The organism is Mesorhizobium sp. M0243 (assembly GCF_040321775.1).
Taxonomy (GTDB): domain Bacteria; phylum Pseudomonadota; class Alphaproteobacteria; order Rhizobiales; family Rhizobiaceae; genus Mesorhizobium.
The window spans coordinates 74,828-97,610 of the sequence record NZ_JAMYSF010000009.1; the positions used below are offsets into that span (position 1 = coordinate 74,828).

Consider the following 22,783-nt stretch of genomic DNA (forward strand, 5'->3'; position numbering starts at 1 on the left):
TATACTTATTTGCAGGTAGGGTCGAGGGTAGGGTCGCATTTGGCTTCGATCTGCTTCAGCGTTTCGTCGCCATGCTTCTTGGCCAGATCCGTCAGCGCCGCCTGGTTGGCGACCTTCGGGCCGCCGCCCTTTGCCGCCTGCGCATTCTCATCCGCCTTCAATTGCGCGAGCTTGGCGTTCTTCTCGGCTTCGGTGAACTGCGACGCCGCCACTTGCGGCTTGATGTTCAGGTTCGGAAAGGTGCCGGTATCCTTCGGCCCCGTACCCGCAGCGACAGGCGTCGGGCCATTCGTGTTGGTGCTCGAGCACCCGGCAATCCCCATGAGGACGATCGCCACGCCGATGCGGCAAAAACGTCCGGCACCGAAAAAAACAGTCTCGCCAATATTAATCGTCATATTGTTTCCCTGGCAGCCGAGGTAGAGCGAGATTGGCCCGGTCGGATGTCCCATGTTAATATGTCAAGAAAAGGCCTCGGGAGGAACCCCGCCAACCATGTCCAAAACACCCGATTCGGGCAAAGCGGAAGATGACGAGCCTTCGACCGTCGAGCAATATCTGGTGAAGGACCCGGAACGCTTCGCCCTGAACATGGCGCGCATGATCGAGCAGGCCGGCAAGGCAGCTTCCGCCTGGGCTGAGCCGCGCGAAAAAGGCGACGTGCGCGACCATGTCGCCGAGCCCGTTGTCGATATGGTGAAGACCTTTTCCAAGCTCAGCGAATACTGGCTTGCCGATCCGCAGCGCGCGCTGGAAGCGCAGACGCGGTTGTTCTCCGGCTATATGACGGTCTGGGCCAACGCCATTCAGCGCACCAGCAACGCCGCGCAAGACACCGAAGACGCGGTCAAGCCGGAGCGCGGGGACAAGCGCTTCCTCGACCCGGAATGGGGCCGCAACGCCTTCTTCGATTTCCTCAAGCAGGCCTATCTCGTCACCTCGCGCTGGGCGGCCGATCTGGTCGAGCACGCCGAAGGTCTGGACGAGCACACCCGCCACAAGGCCGGGTTTTACGTCAAGCAGGTGTCCAACGCCATCTCGCCGTCGAATTTCATCCTGACCAATCCGGAACTGTTCCGTGAAACCGTCGCCTCGAACGGCGAAAACCTGGTGCGCGGCATGAAGATGCTGGCCGAGGACATCGCCGCCGGCAAGGGCGACCTGAAGCTGCGGCAGGCCGACTACTCCCCCTTCGAGATCGGCCGGAACATCGCCACCACCCCCGGAAAGGTGGTCGGCCGCAGCGACGTCGCCGAAATCATCCAGTACGACCCGGCGACCGAGATGGTGCTCAAGCGGCCCCTGCTGATCTGCCCGCCATGGATCAACAAATTCTACATCCTCGATCTGAACCCGCAGAAGTCCTTCATTCGCTGGGCGGTTGAACAGGGCCACACCGTGTTCGTCATCTCCTGGATCAATCCGGACGAGCGCCACGGCACCAAGAGCTGGGAAGCCTATATCCGCGAGGGTCTGCAATATGGCCTCGACACGGTCGAGAAGGCCACCGGCGAACGCGACGTCAACGCGATCGGCTATTGCGTCGGCGGCACGCTTTTGGCGGCGGCACTGGCGCTGATGGCGCAAGAGGGCGACGACCGCATAAAATCGGCTACGTTCTTCACCACGCAGGTCGACTTCACCCATGCCGGCGACCTGAAAGTGTTCGTCGACGAAGAACAGGTCGCCGCTGTGGAAAAGTCGATGAGCGAAAAAGGCTATCTCGACGGCACCAAGATGGCGACCGCCTTCAACATGCTGCGCTCAGGCGACCTGATCTGGCCCTATGTCGTCAACAACTATATGCGCGGCAAGGATCCCCTGCCCTTCGACCTGCTCTACTGGAATGCCGATTCCACCCGCATGGCGGCGGCCAATCACTCTTTCTACCTGCGCAACTGCTATCTCGAGAACAACCTTTCGCAAGGCACGATGGAACTGGCGGGCCACACGGTTTCGCTCGGGGACATCACCATCCCGGTCTACAACCTCGCCTCCAAGGAAGATCACATCGCGCCGGCGCTTTCGGTGTTCCTCGGCTCGAAATATTTCGGCGGCGCGGTCGAGTATGTGATGGCCGGGTCGGGTCATATCGCAGGGGTCGTCAATCCGCCGGCATCCAACAAATACCAGTATTGGACCGGGGGTACGCCGACGGGCGACTTCAGCCAGTGGATAGCCAATGCCACCGACCATCCAGGATCCTGGTGGCCGCACTGGCAAGACTGGATAGAGGCCAAGGACAACACCCGCGTGCCTGCCCGCAAACCGGGCAAGCATATGAAAACCTTGGGTGATGCTCCCGGCACCTATGTGAAAGTACGTGTGTAACGGACTGTAATGTGTGGTGAGTTGACGGACCGCCAAAAGCGGGCGAAATGGTGTCGTCAACCATCAAGCGGCCGTAATTCGGCAATCACCGCAAAAATACTTTCAGGCTTGCGGATTTGACACAGGTCTCGTTTCCGGATCGGAGACAAAGGTCACCCTGGCATCGACGCATGCGTGTGGCGCCAAGGATATACCGACCGGACATCGAGGGGGAATTTGACTTTGAAATCAGCAGGATGGAGCCTCGCAAAGGGAGAACGCCGCGCCATTGTGGCAGCGCTCTGCTCCTTGCTTCTGGCCTCCTGCACTTCGGCTGGCGACCCGACAATGTCGGTCGGAATGCCCGGTTACAATGCCATCGCATCGGACATAAACGCGGCCTCCAGCGGCAAGGCGATCGCCTCCGATTCGTCTGATATCACGACCGAGCAGACGACGGTGATGACGGCAAGCGATACGGCGCTGCCTGAAAAAGTCGCCTACGTGCCTATGTCCAAACCGGGAGCTGCCTTTCCGCTGATCACGCCGGCGGGCGCCGAAACCATCGTTGGAAACACGCCGCAATCGCTGACGCAGCAGGCACAGACCGCGCAGCAAACCGACGCGGTCGCCCAGCAGATTGCCGCGGTCGACGGCGATGTGGCGGCGCCGAAGCCCGCTTCCGCTCCGGCCATGAACAACCCGGTCTATGTGACGGCTGGCGAGATGCCGCAGGCCGAAGCACCAAAGAAGAAAGGCTTCCTCGCCTCGATGTTTGGCGCAACGCCAGCCTCGGCGACACCAGCCCCCATCATCAGCAACGCCCGGACGGGCGAGCAGCCCCCGGCGCAGGCAAAAGCGGCGCCACCAGCGGCAAAGCCGATCATCACGCTTGCCTCGGCCAGTTCCACGGCCAAGCCGGCGCAGCTGGCTTCGCTCGGCGGCGATACCGGCCACGTCACTGGCAGCGATGCCCTGCCCGGCGTGCGCCAAACGGCCCTGTTCGAGATCAAGCGCAAGTCCGGCCTCGATGACGAAAGCGACGTCGACCTCAACGAGGATGAGGGGCCAATCGGCGGCTCCTATCAGGTTGCGTCAGCCGCCGGCATGGCCCGGTTGGCGCCCAACGGGCTGCTCAAGCAGAACGAGAGCGTCGACGTGGCCTGCCTGAAGCCGTCGCTGGTGCGTGTGCTGAAGACGATCGAAGGCCACTACGGCCGCAAGATGACGGTGACGTCAGGCTATCGCGACCCGGCCCGCAACCGGCGCGCCAACGGCGCCAAAAATTCGCTGCACATGTATTGCGCCGCCGCCGACATCCAGGTGCCCGGCGTTTCGAAATGGGAACTGGCGAGCTACATCAGAAGCATGCCCGGCCGCGGCGGCGTCGGCACCTACTGCCACACAGAATCGGTTCACGTCGACGTCGGCCCCGAGCGCGACTGGAACTGGCGCTGCCGCCGGCGCAGCGGCGGTGACGGCTAGCGCGGATCTGAGATCGGCTGGCGGCCAAGATCGTTCCGTTGGGCATCCCGAATATCGGATTGGCCGAAGCCTTCCCAACTTCATCATTCCGGAGCAGAGCGATGCGGCGTCCCCGCTAATCGTCAAGCTCGCCAACTTCGGGAAATCGTTGATTTGGCAGGCCCGGAAAAAAGTTGTCCAAGGTGGCACCTGACGGGTTGCCGGTTGCGCACAACGCCAGTATAAGCCGCTTCGTCTGAGCGCGCCCATCGTCTAGCGGTTAGGACACCGCCCTTTCACGGCGGTAACAGGGGTTCGATTCCCCTTGGGCGTACCACCTAACCACCTGAATTTATTGATTGTTTTGGATCGACCCCGAGAGCGGCGGATTTTCGTTGTCGGAATCGTTGTTTTGAACAGCGGCCGGCCGCGAATTGCGCGAGGACTCCTTCAGACCCGATTCGACCCAAGCCACCAACGTGCTGCCGGTCGGGGGCGCCGGAGAATGGCCGAACCGGGCGCGGCTACCGGTTCCGCAGTGGATCCGGTAGTCGGGGCCAAGATTCAGCGCCGGCCCGTTCGCGCTTTCGGATCAAGCAGCTTTGATCGCCGAGTCTTCTCCGCTCCGCACCATTTTGGTTACGGCAGCAAAGTCGAGCTTGCCGGAGCCGAGGACGGGCACTTTGGGCACGACGCGCACTTCGGCCGGCACCATTAGGTCCATGGCGCCGTTGGCCTTGGCGAAGGTCAGGAACTCGGCGCGGGTGGCACCGGCGGCCTCGGTGATGAGGATCAGCTTTTCGCCCTTGCGGGCGTCCGGCACCGTGGTAACAGCCGAAAGCGCGCCTTTCCACAATTCGCCGGCCAGCGCTTCCACCGCCGCCAGCGAGATCATCTCGCCGCCGATCTTGGCGAAACGCTTGGCGCGACCGCGTATGGTGATGAAGCCGCCCTCGTCGATCGCGACCACGTCGCCTGTATCATGCCAGCCATCTTCGAGCGGCTCGAGCACGCCAGGCTTCTCGGCCCTGAGGTAGCCCGCCATGACGTTGGGGCCGCGCACGAACAGTCGGCCGCCCTCGTCGACGCCCGGCACCGGATCGAGGCGAAATTCCATGCCGGGCATGATTTTGCCGACGGTTCCGGAGCGGTTGTACATCGGCGTGTTAATGGAAATCACCGGTGCGGTCTCGGTGACGCCATAGCCCTCAAGGATGCGCACACCAAACTTCTCCATATAGGTCATCCGCGTCGCTGCCTTGACCGGTTCGGCGCCGGCAAAACAATAGCGTATTGAGCGGAAGTCGTAGGGATGTGCAGTGCGCGCGTAGCCTGAAAGGAACGTATCGGTGCCGAAGATGATCGTCGCGTTCGAAGCATAAATCAGCTCCGGCACGATGCGGTAGTGCAGCGGCGATGGGTAGAAGTAGACCGGCACGCCTGAAATCAGTGGCAGGACCGTGCCTGCCGTCATGCCGAAGGAATGGAAGATCGGCAGCACATTGAAGACCTTGTCGCCCGCGTGGAAGTCGATGCGCGAGGCAGCCTGGGCGGCGTTGGCCAGAATGTTGCGGTGGGTCAGCACCACGCCCTTCGGTGTGCCTTCCGAACCCGAGGTGAACAGGATCACCGCTGCATCATCGGGCTTGCGGGCAACGCGGGGCGTGCTCTTGCGCAAAAGGCCGAGCAGCTTGTCCTTGAGGCCGATAGTCAGGCGCAGGTCGTCCAGCCAGACGATGTCCACCGAGCGGCCGAGCTCCTCGACCACCGCACCGAGCTTTGCCTGCTCGACAAAGGCACGCGAGGTGAGCACCGTTCGGACTTCGGCGGCCTTGCAGGCGGACAGGATATTGGCGGCACCCGCCGTGAAGTTCATCATCGCCGGGACCTTGCCCGCCGACATGACGCCGAGCAAAGCGGCGCAAGCGCCGTTGGCGTTGGGCAGCATGATACCCAGCGTCGTCTGATCGGCGTAGAGGTGCTTGAATTTCTCGCCAAGCACGGCGGCCGCCGTCAACAGCTTGCCATAGCTCAGCGAACCGGTGACCGGATCCTGGACGGCCAGCCGTCTCATGCCGCGCTCGTTAGCCGTCAGGACGATCTTTTCCAACACCGTCTTGTCGATGTCCTGGGTGCGGAAGACAAGATCCGACATCACCTGATAGAGTGCCGCACCCGCCGCGGCGCGGCGCTTGCGGCCCTTTAGTTCCTGCGGCACTTCGAGCTTGACCGGTTCCAATATGGTCACCTTGACCTTCGGGAACAGGCGGCGGCGGACATGCTGCGACGTCAGCCGGGAGAACGGGCTTTTCTCCAGTCCGTCAATGCGGATCGGCACGACCATCGAGCCAGTCTTGTCCGCCACCATGGCGGCGCCGTCATAGACCTTCATCAGCCCGCCGGTGACGGTGATGCGGCCTTCGGGGAAGATGACCAGAGGATCGCCGCTCTGCACGACCTTGATCAGCGTGCGGGTCGACATCGGCTTGGCCGGGTTGAGCGGCAGAGCGCGGGCAAGCTTCATGAACGGCTTCATCCACCAGGCCTGGGCAATGGTGTAGTCGATGGCGAAGACCGGCTCCTCGTCGGTCAGCGTCAGCGCCAGCGGACCGTCAAGGAAGCTGACATGGTTGAGCGCCAGGATCGGCGCCTTGCCGGCCGCCTTGAGGTTCTCAATACCCTCGACCTCCAGGCGCAGGAAGGCGCGGAACAGGATGGAGACGAAGTCGCGGAACGCGTTGGTCGGCAAGAATTTTAGCATCAGCCAAGCAGCAATCGCATTGGCTAAGGCGAGCCCGAACAGAATGCCGCCGGTCGGGACTTTCGTCTGAATCGCGGCGACGATAATGCCGCCGACCGTCATGAAGCCGGCATTGACGATGCTGACGGCAGCGACGACACGCGCGCGGCGCGCTTCGGGCGACCATGCCTGGACGGCGGCGAAGGTCGGCACCACGAGGAAGGCGCTGGCGATAGCCATGCCGGCGAGGTCAATCGCGACACGGATCGTGTTTGGCCCGGCGAAGAATGCGCCAAGGGTTTCGGCGCTGGGCGAAGGCTGCATGCTCCAGATGGTCCAGGCCAGATGCAGGCCGAACAGCGCCAGCAGCGCCGTGCCGACCGGTGCCGGCAAGAGCACGATACGGCCCTGCGACATCCAGGCGGCAATGGCTGAGCCGATGGCGATCGAAACGGCGAACACTGCGAGATAGACAGTGACCGCCATCTCGTTGCCGCCAAGCGAATCCTTGACCAAGGTTGGCAGGATCGAAAGGACGATGGCGCCGATGAGCCAGAACCACGACGTCATCAGGCCTGCGCGCCAGATCCGCTTGTCGGTGCGCAATTCGCTGACCTGACGCCAGGTCGAGCGGAAGATGTTCTTGTCGATGACAAGGTCGGGTGCCGCCGAACCCGTGGACGGAATGTAACAGCTGACGAGCCAGCAGCCGACAGCCAAAGCCATCATAATCGGTCCGAACACGGTGACGCCGATGCCATCGGCGGAAACGACGCCACCGGCAATGGTGCCGCCGAGGATGGCGGCAAACGTGGCGGACTCGATCCAGGCGTTGGCCTTGGGCAGTTCTTTACGCTCAAGGTGATCGGGCAGGATGCCGTATTTGATGGGTCCGAACAGCGCCGAGATGATGCCGAACATCAGCAACGCCACCATCAGCACCGGGATCGACGATAACGCGATGCCGACAACGGAGACACCCGCCGCGGCGATCTCGGCGAATTTCAGACGCTTGGCTATGAGGGCCTTGTCGAAGCGGTCAGCGATCTCGCCACCAAGCGCCGACAGAAGCAGGAACGGCGCCATGAAGACAGCGCCCGCCAGGGTGACCAGTGACGCCGCCTGGTCCGCCGCGAGTGTGAACAGAATAAGGAACACCAGCGTGTTCTTGAGGAAGTTATCGTTGAAGGCGGACAGGAACTGCGTCCAGAACAAAGGCGCAAAGCGCCGGGACGTCATCAGATGAGCTGTGGGACGGTTGATCGGGGCGATTTCCATAGCGGCGACTTCCATTGGGCAAGACCGTTAAACCCTTTGGGGATTGATCAGCGATCTCGCGCGGTTTGAGCTTTGTTGTAGCGGGAACTGGGATAAACTTCGTTACTGCGGCTGGCACCCATTAGCGGCTTCTCGGCCTTGGCGTCTTCAAGCGGGTTGATGAAACGGCTTGCCTCTTCCTAGTCGTGCGGCGCCTTGGTGATGGTGACCGAGATATACACCAGCATGATCGCAGCGATGGCGTAGGACCCTTCCGTGATTCAGTCCTTGGGGGAATAGGTGTTGACGGTCATCGGTATGAACCTTTCGTTTCCGGGTTAGGTTGGTCCGGCGACGGTCTGTTTCAGGCCTGATACAATCAGGCCGGCTTGGCCATCTTGCTGGCCAGCCGTTCGAGCACAACGTCGGCGCTGCTCCTCGACGGCATGCCCCGGCGGCCGCCAGCTTCTCGCTCACTGCGGCCGGATCGCCTGACTGTTCCATCTCGGCAGTGCCGGCAGACAAGATACTCTGAATGACCTGTATCAGGCGCAAAGTTTTGATGACTTGGCGGCCTGCGTATTGCTTGGGGTCCACAAGAATCGCCTTGAGCAGAAGCAGCCGCTAATTAATCCAGTGCAAAAAGAAGGAGACGCATTGACGAGAAGTGCACAAAAGCAGGACTGTAGCGCGTCCATACTCTGGGGGATAAGCGCTGGTAACCTACCAAACTGTGCCGAGCGGCAGCATCGGCAGTCTAAGGGGCGCGTGATCGTCCTCGCGGTTTGGCCGCCATTACCTTGCGCGCCGGTTTGATCAGCATGGGATTGGGGACGCAACTATGACCGTCGCGAAAATTGCCTCAATGGCAGGGCTTGCTATGCTTTGCGGATGCGGGTCAGTGCCACGAATGCAGAGTGAATACGGCCTTCGGATCTCAGATATTGTCGATAACGTTCGTTGTGAACTCAAGGCCGGTAGGAACACCGCCGATTTTCTGCGAGAGAAAAAAGGCTGGAATGCCGCGGTTGATCTATCTCTCAACGTGGTGGCAAACGCGGGTGGTGGCATAGGTGGAGGAAACGAAGTTCCTTATACGCCCCAGGTCATGACCCTTGCGCTATCGACCGATGTGAGCGGAAGTGCCGATAGAAAGGTCGGTTTCGTGTTTACGACCGATCTGGGCAAAGAGGACACTATCGAATGTGGCGACGTGATCAAGAGACGACGGCCAAATTCGCGGTTGGTCGGCGATTTGGGAATTACGACGTGGCTCCAGGAGATGCAGAACATCTACCATGATACACAGGCTCGTCCCGACACCGTGTCGTACATCTTGGAGTTCACCGTACTCCAGAGCGCGGACTCAAGCATCAAAATCGTGAAGATTCCTAACGGTGAGTCGACAACAAATTTGGGCTTTTCTCTCAAGGGCTCGTGGAAGGATGTCAACAAGCTGACGATAACGTTCAAACCAAATCCAGAGGCTACGAAAGGCCCGCCGCCCAGCCGGCCGAAACGTGTAACAAAGCTGCCCCCGGGTGACCAGAAGAAGTTGACGCCGCCGCCGCCGCCGGTCGACCCGAATGCGAAGGGGCCGTTGCTTCAAGACTTGCAGTTTCTGCTTCTGCAGCAGGAATTAGATCGATAATCCCTTGCGGGACGTTGAACTTGCCCTGTCGCGGCGCGATCCGTTTCCGATTTTCGAGAATTCTGCTATTGTTTTCTTCATCTTGGAGAAAGAGACCTCTTGAATCCTCGCCCAAAGCTCCGATCAAAGCTGACAAAGAACGGCAAGATCCGCGGCCGGCGCCCGAAGCCGTGTGAACAGTTCGAAGAACTTGCGTATGAAATTCCGAAAAGGCGCAGTCGCCCTGGCCCCGGTCGTTCCTACACGCTTGGAATTATAGCGGCCGTCATCTCAAAGCGTGGCGGCGCCAGCATTACCGAACGAGCTCAATGGCTTCTTGAACATTCTGGCCGTTTCCCCGAAAAGATGCAGCGGACCCCTCGAGCACTCGACGCCGTAAGGCGCTTCCTGCTGGATCCGACCCGATCGGCACTCCCATCTGCGGCAAGTTTGTCTGCTGCGAACGGGCGGAAACTGCCAAAGCGGTAAAACATTTCCGATTATTATCGTTTAAGAACAACTACTTGAGCTTGCTCACGCTTTCGTTGGCGTGTGGGGTCTCCAACCTCGTATTTTAAGGCCTCACGTAGTCGCGAGGCACATCATGTCGAAGAAAAACGCTACCCAAGACGCAACGGCGCCGGCTGTGTTCACGGTGGACGAGGTCGCAAACTACTTCCGCATTTCCCGTGCAGGCGTGTGGCGCTTGCTCCAGGAGCAACGCCTGCGAAGGACAAAAATCGGCGGCCGGACTTTGATCAGGCGCGTCGACGCCGACGCCTTCCTGGCCAGTTGCGTCGAGGTGGCATCATGACCGAGCGACGGCATAAGGACGCGTCGTTCGCCAGCCCTCATCCCGACAGTTGCCTGGCATTTCTTCTTGCCGGTGCCGATCGCTTGGCAGCCGACCCCGGCGTCGAGGTCTACTGGCGGCCCTTCGAGATCCACGAAAGCACTCCGCCGCAAGTGGCCGCCTGGATGCGGCGTGTGAACCCGTTGCTGACGTACATCGAGACCGAGTTTCGCGCGTACATTCTCGACGATCTCCGATCTGCGGGCATGCCGGCAAAGCGATTGGCCGCACCTCGCTCTCCCGAGGTCGAAGCCTACATCGGGCGCCGGCTACGGGAACTCCGGTTGGCAGAAATGGCTGTTGAGCAGAAAACGCTCTCCGGCAAACCCCAATACCGCGATCAATTTAAATCTGCGGCTAGGATCATCGCTGGTGTCGTGTCTGTCACGCCGCTTGGCCGAAGCGAAAGCGATCAGTTTAACCGCGCGGCTGCGATACTCAATCGCGACGCGCCAAAGGGTCTCACAAGCGCCCTGACCGGCCACCATATCCGCCGAGCGGATGCACGGTATCGCGCCGATCTACTCGAGGTGGTCAACGCGGCGATCAGGCGAAACAGCATCATCAGCACCGACCAGCTTTTGAGGGCGGAAGTGATCGGGTTGACTGGCACAGTTCGGGCTCTCCTATCCTTATGGGTGGCAGCCAAAAAGCACCCGCGTTTCGGTCGCTTGAAGGGCAATGAACTCGCGAAAAGGATCGACGCGGAAGACGACTTTTCCGAGCGGTTCACCCGAGCTCTCGAACTGACAGCCCGCCAAACCGCCGCCTGAGTTGTGCGATCAACGCTCTGAAATCGGCGCTGTTTTCGCACGCGCCCGGCTCGCATCATCATTTGCCTAACACAAGGATGACGACCATGAAACTATCAAGAGAAAACGCGCCTCCTGAATATTTGACGGTCGCGGAAGCTGCGGCGATTGCGCAGCGATCAGCCAGCTGGATCCGAAACTGGATTTCGTGCGGCCAGCTTACAGCGTGGCGCATGGGCACCCGAAACAGGCTTCACGTGCTGCGCTCAGATGTCGATTTTCTGATTAGCCAACGGCGCCCGAAGCAGAGGTCGCCTGTCCCATATCTCAGGCTCGTCATCGACAACACACGAAACTGAAATGCGGACACCGGCCGCCCCCTGCAACGGGGCGGTCCGGTCGTAAATTTGTTACGGGAACGAAATGACTTTAGCAGAGAAGACCCCGGTCGGGCAAGTGGTGGCGTTCGGCGATTTGCTCGTGAAGACGCCGCAGTTGTCTGCCTCCGCGGCGGAAGCAATTTCGTTCCTCAAGATTCTGGACCCGACGGGGCGCCACAACCTCGTCGCGTTCGATCCGACCCGTGATCACGGGGCGCCACTGGAGGCGCGAACCTTCGCACCGACTGATTGGAGCGGCATCGCCGCCTTCGTCGATAAGCATTGCGGGATCAACAACCTCTATTTCAGCGCGAACGAGCCCGTCGCAGACGGCCCAAATGATAAGCTGCGGAAAGAGCATATCGGAAAGATCCGGGCCGTTTACGCAGACGTTGACCCGGCTTCGGGAGTGGATCTGTCCATAGCCCGCGATGCCTTAGCCGCCCAGGCGAGGAGTTTGGCAGCCGGAACCGTTCCGCCGACCGTCACTATCGATTCCGGCGGAGGCACCCAATACATCTGGCGGCTGTCCGAAAAGCTCGACCCCAGCAAGTTTCAACCTTGGGCAGAAAGCCAAGGCCGTGGTCTTGCTCGAGAGCTCGGCGGCGACAGTGTTCAGAATATCGACAGGATCCTACGTCTTCCCGGCACCGAAAATATTCCAACGCCGGCCAAGATCGCTAAAGGCCGGATTCAGCGTCAAGCGAGAATCGTCAGCGCCGACGCAAGTCGCCATTACACACCAACAACGTTGTCGAACGCCGTTACTCCGGTGCTGCGCTCCTCTGCCTCCGATAGTTCCGATCATCACATCGCAGCCGCGCGACTGGCGATCGACATCAATGACGTCCAATCCCATTCGTCGCTTGAGGATTTGCCGGCAGAACTCCAGGCCAGGTTCGCCAAGGCCTGTGACAATCATCCCAGCCTGCGAAGACTGTGGGACGGAGATCGCTCCGCGCGCATTGGCGATGAGAATGACGACACGAGCTCGGCCTGGCGGATGAGTCTGGCCATAAAACTCAGCGGCATCGAGGGTTTTGAAGCGAACGACTACGCGCGTCTGGCTTACGTGTGGCCCCACATAGCCAAAGACCAGGACCGGATGGATGAGCGGCAACTGTCAAAGGATTGGGGCAAGTTCGGGGCGCCGAAAGTCGAAGAGCGCCGCCTCCTGATTGAGCAGTTTTTCGATCCAGATGAAACAGTCGTTTCGCTGTTCGGGGACAATCCGAGCGACGCGCCCGCAGTTGAGATGTACCGGACGCTGTCGATCGCGGACATGTTGGCAATGCCGGATCCGCAGTTCGTCGTCGATCGCCATCTTCCAGAGCGGAGCCTCGGATTTCTATACGGCGCGCCGGGCGCGAAAAAGTCGTTCATCGCGCTCGACTGGGCGCTTCATCTCGCATTCGGCAGGGCCGACTGGCATGGCGACCCAATCAAAGCAAAGCGCGACGGTGTTGTACTCTTCCTGGCCGGCGAAGGCGCCGCGGGAATGAAGGTGCGGGCTCGAGCGTGGATGCAGCAGCACAATATCCCGAAGGCCGACCAGAACGCCGGCCGCTTCCACCTACTCCCCCAAAGTATCGAGTTGATGAAGCCCGAGAACGTCCGGAGGCTCGCGAACACGCTGCGGGTGGGCCTGGCAAAGCCGGTGATCGCGATCATCGTCGACACTGTCTCACGAGCAATGCCCGGCGCCGACGAGAACGCGCAAAAGGACATGTCGCTATTCGTGAGAGCCTGCGACACCCTGAAGGACGAATTCGATTGTCTAGTGCTGGGCGTCCATCACGCAGGCAAAAAAGGCGATATGCGCGGCTCGACGGTGCTGCTCGGCGCCGGCGACTTTGTCTTCAGGATGGACTGCGAGAGGGGCAGACTGACCGGACACCTGCATTGCGAGAAGATGAAAGATGCGCCCGACGGCTGGAGCAACGCTTATCGCTTCGACGTCGTCAACGTTGGTGTGGACGCAACCGGCAAAGTCCTTTCCTCTCTGGTCCCCTCTCGCTCCGGCGAAGTCGAAGTGGACGCCACGCCGGAACTCACGATGCGGATATTCGCCGCCGTGCAGGCCGCCTGGGACGCTGGCGAACCTTGGGCGAAGTCGAAACATAAGACTGCGGATCGATGGGCAGTCCGCCAAATCGTGACAGGCTTTGGCATCGCCGCGGATCAGGCAGAGAGGCTTGTCGATCTATGGGAGCGCACTGGCGAAATCGTCGAGGAGATTTTCGACAAGAAGAGCAAACGACGTGGCTATCGCGTCGCTGAGAGATCAGGAGATGACGACGGTGGCGATAGTGTTTTTGAATGAGCCGAACATCGTCGCCCACACTTCAGCTTTCCCGTCGCTGGACAATTTGTCTGCGAGGGAGGCTAGCCCGTTGGCGGAAATGCGGCGGAAATGGTCTTTGCGGAAATACTGCGGAAATAGGCGGAATTGCGGAAATGGCAGGCTAAGACGTTGAAATCATTAGCGGAAATACCTTGCGGAAATGGTGGCGGAAATGGTGGCGTGTTTTGCGGAAATACCCCACCTAAGTCATTGATTTCATTGATGGCGGAAATCGAGCGGAATTCCCTAAAGGGGGATCGGCGGCTGCGCACCGCCCGCTCGCTCGGCTCCGCCCCCTCCCCCACTATTTGGGCCCAAGCTGTTTTAGGAACGCAGAGACAAATTGTCTGTAGGTCGCGCAGACCTATAGTCATTGGTGGGAATTGGCAGGCCGGTTCGGCGATACCTCACGCGCTCGTATCGATGGGAGCGGGGCAGTGAGACGTCGCGGCCGCGCCGATCACCTGCTCGCTTGGACGAAGTCCGCCCAATGGCGCGCTATCTGCCGCGCGCAGGCCCGCAAGAACCTAGCTGTCTGGAAAGCAAAGCCTCGATGCAGTGCCATGGCTCGCACAACCGGTGAGCCATGCAAAAATGCTGCGAAGGATGGGTCAGTTAGGTGCCGTCTTCATGGTGGGGGCACTCCGAAAGATCGAGGGGCGAAGGTCGGCGGATGGCACCAGCCGACGCCCGCTATCACGGCGGCGAAAACGGAACGCAAGATTCGCGACCGCATCAAGAACGCGGCCAAAAAGGCGAAGCGCCTTGCGAAGATGAGCCCTCAGTCTCTCGAGCTTCACAAGCTTTGGCAGCGCGACCACCGGCCGAGCAATCCTGCGGAACGTCAGGCGCGGCGCAACGAACGCCGGCAAGCTGCCGAGATGCGAGAACGGTTGTCGACAGCGCCGGCGCCTCCCTCGCCCGAAGTGCAAGCTTTCCAGGCCCAGATTGATGAGCTGAAAGCGGAACTGGTGCGGCGACAGATTGAACAGAAGTTGGGAGTGTTCGGATGATGGACGAGGATTTTGAAGACGGTGAGGACGATCGCAGGCGAGCCGAGATCATTCGGCGGGCCCGCGTGGAAGGTATCGAAGTCGCCTACGAAACGGCGCTCGCGGTATGCAAGGACGCGAAGGCACCCGCTCAAGCCAAAGCGTCAGCGCAGCGCACACTGATGCAAATTGGCGGTCTGCTCGATCGAAACGAGCGCCAGGCCGAGCAAGACAAAGCACCGCACGAGATGAGTCCGGAGGAGTTGGCCCGCGCTGTCAATCGCCTGAAGAGGTCGCACCGAACGACATCTGAGGGCGAAACCGCGCCGGGCAACGTCTTCGATTAGATACTAGCCCGATCAAGGATCCGCTTGACCGACATAGCCTTGAGGCCGACGGCATCGCCGATCGCGCGAAGGGGAGCCCCGGCCTCCCGCATCGAGCGCATCTTGGCCAGGATCACCATCTGATCGACGTTCGGCACCAGCCGGCCTTCCACTACGTCAAATCCGAAGGGGGGCTTTCCGCCGCCATAGACGCCTTGTGAGGCGAGGTGTCGCTTCACCTCTCGGATGCGCTCGCGGATACGGTCCCGCTCGTTCTCGGCCACTGCTGACAGGATGGTGAATACCAACTTGGATATGCCGTTCCCGGTAACGTCGCCGCCCAGGTCGATCATCACTAGGCCGGTGCCTTCCTCCTTAAGCAACTCTAGCGTTCCCAAGGCGTCGGAGGCGCTGCGGAACATGCGATCGAGCTTCGGCGTGATGATCATATCGCCCTTGCCTGCGGCAGCCAGCAGTCGTTCGCCCTGTGGTCTGTCGGCCAGTGGAACCGAACCGGACACGCCGGCCTCAACGAATATCTCGCCAACGGTCCAGCCCTGCATCATCGCGTAACCGGTGATCTTGGCCTTCTGTGTTTCAAGGCTATCACCATTCGCTGCCTGCTCGGCAGTGGAGACCCGAACGTAACCAAAAACCTGCATTTTGGAGCCTTTTGTAACGTCGCTTTAGCAATGTTACAAAATAGGCAATGTTACAGACTGAGGCAAGTTCATTTTTCGTCCTTCTGTTTGCGGAGCCTCTTCTGCCGCCATTCCATTTTGAGGCGCGTTTGGAGCACGCGCGTGTAGATTTCCTGGCTGCGAAGTTTTTTATATTCTGGCGTCCCAACCTCAGGGCCTTCGCGCATCTTCTTCTCCGCGGCCTTCCGCGTGACGAACGCATCGATGTCCGATAGCGCGATGAGGATAGGCGGCCCGACGAAGTAACCCAGTTTCCCAGTCAAACGCAGCCGCACGATGGTCGATTTACCCAACTTCAGCCGCGCTGCGGCCTCGCGTTCCGTAAACAGCGGCTGGGAGAGCCAGGTCATTTGTTTTTGTTTCGCTGCCGCAGTTGGTATTTTTGGTAAGCGGCTCGTGCGCGCTCCGCAGCGGCTTCATGATCTACCTTCGACACGACCGGCTCCGGTGCCAAAGGGCGAGGTTCGCGCCGGATCGAGTCAAGATAGCGTTCAACTGCGACCGATTCGATGAGAACAGGGCGCCCAGGCAGGTATGCCATTTTTCCTGTCGTCCGCAGGCGTTTGATCTTACTGGGGGAGCAGCGAAGAAATCGGGCGACCTCGGCCTCGGTCAGCAATTTCAGTGAATGCGGGGAAGGTCCGTTTTCCATCTAGCAATTTCACCGGCTGGCGCCAATCGAGTCAAATAAAAATTGGCAAATAAGATATATTTTCGACGTGAGTCTTGGATAAGTCGGTTGACTGGGCGAATTTTGAAGCTAAATCCGTTGTATACAAAGCAGGATAGTCAATTTTGACGCTTTACCCTCTTTACACTACTCATGGCGGCGAATTTGACGGATCAAGGCGTTAACTGTATGAGTCGATTGTTGGAAAAGCCATTCTAATTACTAATTACTTCGATTATGACAAGCCCGTCCGGCGTCCGTGTCATGTCCAGCCCGCGAGGGTAAAAAACACGGGGCCTCGCTATCGGCTTTTCCACGCCGGACAACTTGCAACGCTGGCGGAAACCGGCAGAAAGATAGCGAAAATGGCTGTAATTCTTGATTTCATAACCCAAAATGCGGCTAACCCTGGTCACCAAGAAAATGAAAAACTCGCCCGCGCATGCGGGATGTCAAACGTTGAGACCGATTGGGCTCTTCGAGCAGATCCGTCTCATCACAAAGGGATGGTCGTTCTATCCATCTTAACAACGGTGGAGGGCGCTCAAGAGATCGAGCGGGCTTTCCATAGCGGCTTGAGAAGCCTGTACCAGGCTTGCGACCGGGCAGCTCTCGCCTGAGAATCCAATGACCGTCGAAAGCAGGAGGGCGCCTAGGGGCGCCCTTTTCCACCCGCGGGGCGAATAAATCCCCGCTGCCGGCTGCTGCTGCGTAAGCTACGGTCGCGGCAGACGCCTCGACAATCGACCGTCGCTACAACGATCCCCGCCCCCGGCTGCCGACCCCCGGCGGGCGCCAGTCACCCCCCTGGATACCCCAAATCATGTCGCTTGAGCCTCAGCGGACCTCACGAGAAATTTGGGCCAATTTGAAACTTTTGATCCGCCCCGGCCGCCTAACCCCTCCCCGCCCACGCACCGCTAGTTTGTGCGATTAACCCGTCTCGATTTCCGATAGTTTCGCACGCCTTCCTCTCGCATGCTGAGTGCAGAAAGGGTGCCCCGATGGATATCCATATCGCCGAACAGGACTTCTCCATCCCGGATGCCGACGAAGGCTTCGACGGCGACCCGCCTTCATGCGAGGAGATCCACCATCATGAAGAGGTTGCCAGCCTGATTTTCCAATTCAACAAACTGGCACTGCCTGACATCGATCTGATTTTCGAAGGTCGATACACGCTAAGCCTGTTTGACCACCGGACGTCGAAGCTGGAGCTGCACGAGGACGACCAGAACGAAATGGTTGCCGCAGCGGGTCAGGCCTTAAGCGCGTTCGAAAAGAGCAATGTCGGGTGGCGGCTTCGATATCTGCGGAAGGGCTTCCAGGCCATCATCGCCGAGATTCTTTGGTGGGCGAACACTCACGACTATCGCGAAACGGTCACCCGTGACGAAAGGCTTGATCACCAAGCGTACTTCCAGTGCCTCCGAAATGAAATCCGAACCGCTGACCTTGCTTTCTCCATCAGACATCGTCGTGCCGCCAAGACTGTCAACTCGCTAAAAGGCCTTGCCAATCAAACCGCGAGGATCGTCGCGTGACTCTGGCATTCGCCTTCGAGATTTGCTATGATTTGCGGACCGGAACCTCGTGGACCTCGGGTAGCCACATCGCCGTCGAGCAATACTGCTCGGCATGTTCAACGAACCTTCCACGTCGCGCAGTGTCTGCGCCGAGGGTTCTTGAAAAGCGGAGTTTCCGGTGATCCCCACCTATCACGAAACCTCGTCTGCTTTGACCGCGAAACAGCGCGTCCAAAACGCGATCTCGTGCTTGCAACTGATCGAACAAAAGAAGTTTGCACCGGAGCACCTCGCAAGCGTGGCGTTGAATGAGATTTTCCTGGCCGCCGCATGTGCCGACCTTACCGCCGCAGCCCCGGAGGCCTCGATCGTTGCAAGCAGAATGCTGCGCGAGTGCTGCCCGATCGTCGATGCGTCAACGAGCAACCGGATTTCATCTGAACGGTTGTACCTGTTCATTGGGACTGCGACCGGTCTGCTCACGCTGACCCAGGATCCGTTCCGCGCCGATCGCCTCGCCTACACCGGAATCATCGCCGCGGAACTCGCGGCTCTTCATCACCGGCGCTGCCTCAACGAGCGCGGCAACCCACTGCTTCGTGATTCACGCATGCGCCGCGCATGGGCTGCGCCACGCGCCCCTGGATTTGATCAGTAAGAGAGACCTCGATGCCAACCGTGAAATCATCTCCCTACTTCAACAGCCCCGCGTTCGCGCAGGCGGCGGGCAATCTCGCGTCGCTGTTCGAGCCGCCGAGCGGCGCCGACGCCGCCGGGTGGGCCACCGCAAACGCCAAGAAGGCCGAAGCGTCGCGGTTGCAGGAGTTGTTCGATTATCGGAAAGCTCCCGACTTCGATCAGCAAGATTTTGACCGCGGCAACATCGCGGTCGGAAATTACGCCCCAACGTCGTCCTACCAGGCGCAGGAGCAGAACGATGCCACGAAGCGACGCGGTGACGATATCACGGGGGCCACGTCGCGCGCCAACAACACCGACGACAACACCCGCGCCCTCGAGGTCGGCCGTATCGGCGGGCTCGCCGATCTCTACGGTCCGTTGAGCGAAGGCCAAATCCGGCCGGAGCTTCCCGCCGAAGTGGCCCGGCGTTTCGGTGTGGGCGGTGCGCTGCCGGCCGCGCAGGGCCGCGAGAAGGCACTGTCGGAAACGGAAGTCCAAGGCGGGCTCGTGCAACGGATGCGCGACGCCGGATTGATCGACGACAACATGATCGTCGATCGGTATGTCGGCGACAAGACGCCTGTCGAAGCGGTCGGCCCTGATGGTAAGCCGCGCTACATGGCGCCTGGCGCCGCGGTCCGCGCCGGCGCAGCTCCATACGACGCGCCGAAGGGCGCCGGCATGACCACGACGTTGCCGGATGGCACGGTCATTCAGATGGGCGGGGCCGGCGGCAAGCCGACTGATGCGCAGCTTAAGAGCGCATACGCCGGCACCATGTCGACGGCACCGACAATCGATCTCTTGCGCGCCTACGACACCGGCGCGTTGCCGACCGGTTGGGACTTCCAACTGAACGGCGCGCGGTCTGTCGCTCCGAACGCACTGCAGCCTGCGATCGTCGGCGGCATCTCGGATCCGGGCCAAATCTTCTATCAGAACCTCGCGACCGTGCTGCCTTACCAGTTGATGGCGCAGTCGGGCCAGGCCGTTACCGAGCAAGAGTATCAGCGCAAAATGAAAGAACTCGTGCCGGTGCCGGGCGAGAGCAAGGAAGTGACGGGGGCAAAACGCCGGACGCTCGAAACGTATCTGCACGCCGTTGCGAACTACGCTGGCTCCACCAACGGCAAGCCGATCCTTGATGCGCTTGACCAGTATCGCGCAGGCGCGGCTCCTTCGCCTGCTCCTGCGCCTGGCGCCCCCGTGGCTGCGCCGACAGCCGCCGTGCCGTCGCCGCAGGCCGTCGAGTTTCTGAAGGCGAATCCCGACGCCGCCGCGCAGTTCGACGCTAAGTACGGCGCCGGCGTATCGGCCACCGTTCTCGGGGGCAAATAAATTGGCCAACATCTTCGACCAGTTCGACGCACCCACCGCTCCGGCTAAGGCTCCGGCGCCGTCGGGCAACGTCTTCGACCAATTCGACGCGCCGGCCCCCGCTGCGCCCGCACCGCCGATCTCGACCGGGCTGGACGTAGCCGAATCTGCGGCCTCCGGCCTGCCCCGTGGCCTGGTCGAAACCATAATGTCCCCGGTAACACTCGCCCGCATGACCGAAAGTGGGCTTGGCTACGTCGGGGAAAAGGGCGCTGATCTCGGCGCCTATCTCGGTATGACGCGGCTGACCGACGAACAGCGTGCGGTATTTCGCGAGCCGTCGGCGATCACCAAGCCGTTCTATGATTCGCAGGACAAGGTCCGCGACTACATGAACCACAAGCTGCACAAGCCGCAGACCGGCCCCGGCAAGTTCGCCGGCACGATCGCCGAATTTGCCACGCCCGGCGGCTTCCCAGGGAAAGCGTCTCGTGAAGCGCCGAATGTCCTGTCGAAGATTGGTCGCTATGCCGAAGAGGCTTTCGGCAATGTAGTCGCGCCTGCGATAGCGTCTGAAGCAGCCGGCCAAGCAACGGAAGGCACCTCGTATGAGCCAACGATGCGCTTCTTGGGCGCCTTGTTTGGAAATGCTGGCACCGCCGCCGCTCGCGCCCACAATGCGCCCGAATCAGTCATCCGCCGGGCAACGGAGGGCACCACGGACGCCCAATGGGCCGAAGCGCAGCGTCTTCAGAACAACGGCACGGGTATCCGCCTGAGCGGACCTGAAGCCATCAGCCAAGCCCAAGGCGGTGCCTCCAAACTCACCGACATCCTCAGGATTGTTGAGGGATCTCAAACTGGCGGGAATCGCACCGCGCCATTCTTCGCGCAGCGGCCCGGTCAGGTCGACAACGCCGTCGGCGGCGTGCTCGACCAGATCGCCCCGCAGAGCCCGCAGCCGTCGGCGCTCGGCGCGATCGCGGCCACCGCCGCGCAGAAAGCAATCTCGGCGACGCCGCAAGGCCAAGAACTGATCGACGCCATCATGGGCGCCGGCCCTCGCACGACCGCGCTGGAAGCGGGACAGGCCATCCAAGAGCCGTTGCGCGGTATTTATGACCGTCGCGAAGGAATGCGCGCTGCTCTCGGCGACCAGGATTACGCCGCAGCGCGCAAAGCGGCGCCGTCTATTCCGGTCGACGGCCTGGTTCCCGAATCGACAACCGTTCGCCCGGCCTACACTAGCATCAAGCCGACAGCGGCCGAAGGCGAAGATGTCGCCACGGCCATGACGCCCGTCGCCGTACCCGCCAAGACCGAAACGCCCGCGCTCACCAGCCGGACAGGGCCGGAGGCTATTCAGGCAGATCCGCGCGACGTCGTTAAGTTCATCGACGATCTGGCGCCGACGGCGAAAGCTTCGGCGAAAACGGCGCTCCAACAGGTTCGCCAATCGCTCTTCGACAAGGGCGGCGTCGATACCAGCGTTACCGGTCTGGACGCAACGCGCCACCAGATCGGCGACATGATTAATGTTGCGACGCGCAGCGGCGAGAATCACACAGCCACCGTGCTGCAAAAGGTGCTCGACAAGCTAGACGAAAATCTGATGTCCGTTCCCGAATACGGTCAGGCCAAAAAGAACTTCGCTGCGGCCAGCGCCCCGCTCGAGCCCTTCGGTTCGCCTGGCATGTCCAAGGCGATCGATCGCGACCCGTACAATAAGCGGTTCGTGACAGCGCCTGAAGACGTTCCGGCCGCGCTGTCGTCACCGTCGGAAGCGAAGAATTTCAACGCGGTGGCGCCGACAGACGCGCGCGTCGCCTATGAAAACCATCTCGCGACGCAAATTCTCGACAAGGCCACAGACGCCAACGGAGCGGTGGACGCCAACCGGCTCGCTCTCGCGCTTCGCGACAACCAGGACATGCTTTCGCATTTCCCGGCAGTGGCCGACAGGCTCGGCAAAATCGTCAACGCTGACGCCGGTATGGCGTCTGCACGGGGCGGCCCCGTTGGCCAGATCGCCAATGCCCAGGACACCGCCACCGCCAGCAGCGCCATTCTTCCGCAGAACCCGCTTGCGGGCTCGGCGCCGGAAGCGGCTGACGCCACGGCGCGGCTTGCCGCCCAAGACCCGGAGACAACGGCCGCGCTGGTGCGCCAGAACTTGGCCGATCGTTACTCGGCCGCACAAACGGAAACGCAGGGCGGCAGCCGCGAGAGCGCCGGCGCCAAGTTCCACAAGAGCGTCGCCGGCAACGACCAGCGTCAGGAAGTGCTCGACGCGGTGCTGCGGGCCCTGCCGGGTGGCCAGGCTGCGGCGGCCATGCCGGAATTGCTCGACGTCTTGCAGGCCACCATGCGCCGCCAGGGGCCGGGCAGCGCGACTGAGTTCAACAGGCAGATCGCCGACAGCCTCGGCGGCGGGTCGATCCTGTCGAACTTGGTTCGGCCCGATCTGATTCCTGGGAAGATCACGGGCCTGGTCACGAATGCTGGCGATGCGGTTAGGCGTGTGCAGTTGGGTCGCAATGTTCGAACACTTGCCGATCTATTCGTCGATCCGCAGTCCGTCGATCTCATCCGGGATACAGCCAACCGACGTCCGAGGAACGGCTATGGGGATGCGGCAGGGCGAACCGCATTGGAGGCCGGTCAGACGCTCTACGATCCGCAGGGCGCGCGCTGAAACGTATGTTCAAAGTTGATGTGTTGTGCTAATCTGAAGACCGCCGGAACTCCGCGAAAATCGGGCATTCGCATCACCCGCCTTGGTCAACCAGGGCTTCGATCAACCAGCTTCCAAATCGATCTCATCAAAAGTTGAGAATTTG

The 22,783-nt window shown here is 60.8% G+C and carries 19 protein-coding genes and 1 tRNA gene; 14 read left to right on the forward strand and 6 right to left on the reverse strand.

Annotated features, from left to right (window positions below; translation table 11 throughout):
• Nucleotides 1–5: 5 nt before the first annotated feature.
• Nucleotides 6–398 (reverse strand): hypothetical protein, encoded by a 393-nt coding sequence (locus NKJ11_RS14390; RefSeq protein ID WP_127297171.1) that lies wholly within the window; start codon nt 396–398, stop codon nt 6–8.
• Between the two features lie 97 nt (nt 399–495).
• On the opposite strand from NKJ11_RS14390, the gene phaC reads away from it, so the two are divergent.
• From phaC to NKJ11_RS14405, 3 genes are all read left to right on the forward strand, one after another.
• Complete coding sequence (phaC, locus tag NKJ11_RS14395) at nt 496–2,331, forward strand: class I poly(R)-hydroxyalkanoic acid synthase (RefSeq protein ID WP_352610664.1); 1,836 nt, start codon at nt 496–498, stop codon at nt 2,329–2,331.
• Between the two features lie 216 nt (nt 2,332–2,547).
• Nucleotides 2,548–3,795 (forward strand): YcbK family protein, encoded by a 1,248-nt coding sequence (locus tag NKJ11_RS14400; protein ID WP_352793578.1) that lies wholly within the window; start codon nt 2,548–2,550, stop codon nt 3,793–3,795.
• Between the two features lie 241 nt (nt 3,796–4,036).
• Nucleotides 4,037–4,111: transfer RNA gene (locus NKJ11_RS14405), tRNA-Glu, on the forward strand.
• 255 nt (nt 4,112–4,366) lie between these two features.
• Here the strand turns inward: NKJ11_RS14405 and NKJ11_RS14410 are convergent.
• On the reverse strand, nt 4,367–7,792 hold the full coding sequence (locus NKJ11_RS14410; RefSeq protein ID WP_352793580.1) for an acyl-[ACP]--phospholipid O-acyltransferase: 3,426 nt from the start codon (nt 7,790–7,792) through the stop codon (nt 4,367–4,369).
• 820 nt (nt 7,793–8,612) lie between these two features.
• Here NKJ11_RS14410 and NKJ11_RS14415 point away from each other — a divergent pair.
• From NKJ11_RS14415 to NKJ11_RS14430, 4 genes are all read left to right on the forward strand, one after another.
• Complete coding sequence (locus tag NKJ11_RS14415; RefSeq protein WP_352793581.1) at nt 8,613–9,422, forward strand: hypothetical protein; 810 nt, start codon at nt 8,613–8,615, stop codon at nt 9,420–9,422.
• Between the two features lie 583 nt (nt 9,423–10,005).
• Nucleotides 10,006–10,215, forward strand: coding sequence for a helix-turn-helix domain-containing protein (locus tag NKJ11_RS14420; protein WP_352793583.1), 210 nt, complete (start codon nt 10,006–10,008; stop codon nt 10,213–10,215).
• On the forward strand, nt 10,212–11,027 hold the full coding sequence (locus NKJ11_RS14425; protein ID WP_352793584.1) for a hypothetical protein: 816 nt from the start codon (nt 10,212–10,214) through the stop codon (nt 11,025–11,027). The genes NKJ11_RS14420 and NKJ11_RS14425 overlap by 4 nt, the downstream gene beginning before the upstream one ends.
• 402 nt (nt 11,028–11,429) lie before the next feature.
• Nucleotides 11,430–13,709 (forward strand): AAA family ATPase, encoded by a 2,280-nt coding sequence (locus NKJ11_RS14430; RefSeq protein ID WP_352793586.1) that lies wholly within the window; start codon nt 11,430–11,432, stop codon nt 13,707–13,709.
• A gap of 62 nt (nt 13,710–13,771) precedes the next feature.
• Here the strand turns inward: NKJ11_RS14430 and NKJ11_RS14435 are convergent, their stop codons facing one another.
• Nucleotides 13,772–14,002 (reverse strand): hypothetical protein, encoded by a 231-nt coding sequence (locus tag NKJ11_RS14435; protein ID WP_352793588.1) that lies wholly within the window; start codon nt 14,000–14,002, stop codon nt 13,772–13,774.
• A gap of 291 nt (nt 14,003–14,293) precedes the next feature.
• On the opposite strand from NKJ11_RS14435, the gene NKJ11_RS14440 reads away from it, so the two are divergent.
• Nucleotides 14,294–14,743 (forward strand): hypothetical protein, encoded by a 450-nt coding sequence (locus NKJ11_RS14440; protein WP_352793589.1) that lies wholly within the window; start codon nt 14,294–14,296, stop codon nt 14,741–14,743.
• On the forward strand, nt 14,740–15,069 hold the full coding sequence (locus NKJ11_RS14445) for a hypothetical protein (RefSeq protein ID WP_352793591.1): 330 nt from the start codon (nt 14,740–14,742) through the stop codon (nt 15,067–15,069). The genes NKJ11_RS14440 and NKJ11_RS14445 overlap by 4 nt, the downstream gene beginning before the upstream one ends.
• Here NKJ11_RS14445 and NKJ11_RS14450 read toward each other — a convergent pair.
• The 3 genes from NKJ11_RS14450 to NKJ11_RS14460 all read right to left on the reverse strand — a co-directional run bounded on the left by NKJ11_RS14450 (nt 15,066) and on the right by NKJ11_RS14460 (nt 16,401).
• Nucleotides 15,066–15,710 (reverse strand): recombinase family protein, encoded by a 645-nt coding sequence (locus tag NKJ11_RS14450; protein ID WP_352793593.1) that lies wholly within the window; start codon nt 15,708–15,710, stop codon nt 15,066–15,068. The two genes, NKJ11_RS14445 and NKJ11_RS14450, sit on opposite strands and share 4 nt — an antisense overlap.
• A 68-nt stretch (nt 15,711–15,778) precedes the next feature.
• Nucleotides 15,779–16,099: a helix-turn-helix domain-containing protein gene (locus NKJ11_RS14455; protein WP_352793595.1), complete on the reverse strand. Its 321-nt coding sequence runs from the start codon at nt 16,097–16,099 to the stop codon at nt 15,779–15,781.
• A complete protein-coding gene (locus NKJ11_RS14460; protein ID WP_352793597.1) occupies nt 16,096–16,401 on the reverse strand; it encodes a helix-turn-helix domain-containing protein in 306 nt (101 codons plus the stop codon). The genes NKJ11_RS14455 and NKJ11_RS14460 overlap by 4 nt, the downstream gene beginning before the upstream one ends.
• Before the next feature lie 383 nt (nt 16,402–16,784).
• Here NKJ11_RS14460 and NKJ11_RS14465 point away from each other — a divergent pair, with 383 nt between their 5' ends.
• From NKJ11_RS14465 to NKJ11_RS14485, 5 genes are all read left to right on the forward strand, one after another.
• The gene (locus NKJ11_RS14465; protein WP_352793599.1) at nt 16,785–17,039 is read left to right on the forward strand and encodes a hypothetical protein; all 255 of its coding nucleotides are present in this window, start codon (nt 16,785–16,787) and stop codon (nt 17,037–17,039) included.
• 384 nt (nt 17,040–17,423) lie between these two features.
• Entirely contained in the window at nt 17,424–17,963 is a 540-nt protein-coding gene (locus tag NKJ11_RS14470; RefSeq protein WP_352793601.1) for a hypothetical protein, read from the forward strand.
• Nucleotides 17,964–18,123: 160 nt separating this feature from the next.
• Nucleotides 18,124–18,603 carry a hypothetical protein gene (locus NKJ11_RS14475; RefSeq protein WP_352793602.1) on the forward strand — a complete coding sequence of 160 codons (480 nt, stop codon included), beginning with the start codon at nt 18,124–18,126 and terminating at the stop codon, nt 18,601–18,603.
• An 11-nt stretch (nt 18,604–18,614) separates the two neighbouring features.
• On the forward strand, nt 18,615–19,964 hold the full coding sequence (locus NKJ11_RS14480) for a hypothetical protein (protein ID WP_352793604.1): 1,350 nt from the start codon (nt 18,615–18,617) through the stop codon (nt 19,962–19,964).
• A 607-nt stretch (nt 19,965–20,571) separates the two neighbouring features.
• Nucleotides 20,572–22,638, forward strand: a complete 2,067-nt coding sequence (locus NKJ11_RS14485) for a hypothetical protein (protein ID WP_352793606.1) — start codon at nt 20,572–20,574, stop codon at nt 22,636–22,638.
• The last annotated feature ends 145 nt before the right edge of the window (nt 22,639–22,783 follow it).

What these genes read in the sequence shown, in the direction of transcription:
- NKJ11_RS14415 (WP_352793581.1), top strand. Translation starts at nt 8,613, where the DNA reads ATGACCGTCGCGAAAATTGCCTCAATGGCAGGGCTTGCTATGCTTTGC.
- NKJ11_RS14480 (WP_352793604.1), top strand. Translation starts at nt 18,615, where the DNA reads ATGCCAACCGTGAAATCATCTCCCTACTTCAACAGCCCCGCGTTCGCG.
- NKJ11_RS14430 (WP_352793586.1), top strand. Translation starts at nt 11,430, where the DNA reads ATGACTTTAGCAGAGAAGACCCCGGTCGGGCAAGTGGTGGCGTTCGGC.
- NKJ11_RS14465 (WP_352793599.1), top strand. Translation starts at nt 16,785, where the DNA reads ATGGCTGTAATTCTTGATTTCATAACCCAAAATGCGGCTAACCCTGGT.
- NKJ11_RS14455 (WP_352793595.1), bottom strand. Translation starts at nt 16,099, where the DNA reads ATGACCTGGCTCTCCCAGCCGCTGTTTACGGAACGCGAGGCCGCAGCG.
- NKJ11_RS14390 (WP_127297171.1), bottom strand. Translation starts at nt 398, where the DNA reads ATGACGATTAATATTGGCGAGACTGTTTTTTTCGGTGCCGGACGTTTT.
- NKJ11_RS14440 (WP_352793589.1), top strand. Translation starts at nt 14,294, where the DNA reads ATGGCTCGCACAACCGGTGAGCCATGCAAAAATGCTGCGAAGGATGGG.
- NKJ11_RS14460 (WP_352793597.1), bottom strand. Translation starts at nt 16,401, where the DNA reads ATGGAAAACGGACCTTCCCCGCATTCACTGAAATTGCTGACCGAGGCC.
- NKJ11_RS14450 (WP_352793593.1), bottom strand. Translation starts at nt 15,710, where the DNA reads ATGCAGGTTTTTGGTTACGTTCGGGTCTCCACTGCCGAGCAGGCAGCG.
- NKJ11_RS14425 (WP_352793584.1), top strand. Translation starts at nt 10,212, where the DNA reads ATGACCGAGCGACGGCATAAGGACGCGTCGTTCGCCAGCCCTCATCCC.
- phaC (WP_352610664.1), top strand. Translation starts at nt 496, where the DNA reads ATGTCCAAAACACCCGATTCGGGCAAAGCGGAAGATGACGAGCCTTCG.
- NKJ11_RS14410 (WP_352793580.1), bottom strand. Translation starts at nt 7,792, where the DNA reads ATGGAAATCGCCCCGATCAACCGTCCCACAGCTCATCTGATGACGTCC.
- NKJ11_RS14445 (WP_352793591.1), top strand. Translation starts at nt 14,740, where the DNA reads ATGATGGACGAGGATTTTGAAGACGGTGAGGACGATCGCAGGCGAGCC.
- NKJ11_RS14470 (WP_352793601.1), top strand. Translation starts at nt 17,424, where the DNA reads ATGGATATCCATATCGCCGAACAGGACTTCTCCATCCCGGATGCCGAC.
- NKJ11_RS14420 (WP_352793583.1), top strand. Translation starts at nt 10,006, where the DNA reads ATGTCGAAGAAAAACGCTACCCAAGACGCAACGGCGCCGGCTGTGTTC.